Annotated in this window: 1 protein-coding gene and 1 pseudogene; both read right to left on the bottom strand. The window is 66.0% G+C overall.

Going from position 1 to position 568, the window contains the following annotated elements; all coding sequences use genetic code 11:
• Nucleotides 1–227: pseudogene (locus tag ACODRW_RS24310) on the bottom strand (MotA/TolQ/ExbB proton channel family protein); the annotation flags it as partial.
• 50 nt (nt 228–277) lie between these two features.
• Nucleotides 278–568: energy transducer TonB (locus ACODRW_RS24305; protein ID WP_488906923.1), on the bottom strand; the 291-nt coding region annotated here is incomplete at its 5' end.

Here is a 568-nt window from a genome sequence, read left to right as displayed (position 1 = left end):
TTGAGCAGGCGGCGCTGTTCCAGCAGTTTGACGATGCCCACGTACCAGGTGGCCGCGGACATGATCAGCAGAATGATCAGGGTGCCGCGCGCGACGATGTCGCCTTGCGCCCACAGGGCGTCGATGCCGTACGGGTTGCTGGTCACGTGCGCGGTTTCGGCGGCCAGGACAGGCAGGCTGGCCAGCAGGGCCAGGGCGGCGAAGGCGGTGCGAGTGGTCTTGGTCATGCTTTGGTTCTCCTAAGAGTTGCTGTGCTCCGGTCGAGGCGCGCTCGCGCTCATTCGCCGGAGTCGAGTTTGAAGCCGAATTCCTGGCTCAACAGGCTGTTGGGTTTGCAGCTATAGCCTTGCAGCGCGGCGCTGATCGCCGACTGGAAGCCGCTGCGGTAACGCGGCGGGATGCCGCCGTCGAACGAGATGTTGGCGATGTGGCTGAAGCGGCCGTTGTCGCCCACCTGGAAGGCCACGCGCACCACGCCCTGGATCTCGTCCTGCTGCGCCTTGCTCGGGTATTCCGGGGCTTGCAGCTGGGTGCAGTTGGCCTTGGCCGACACCGGGCCCTTGGGCGC

Source organism: Chromobacterium sp. FG89, assembly GCF_057808735.1.
Note: the sequence above shows the minus strand (reverse complement) of the source record. Positions and strands in the feature narration are given on the sequence as shown.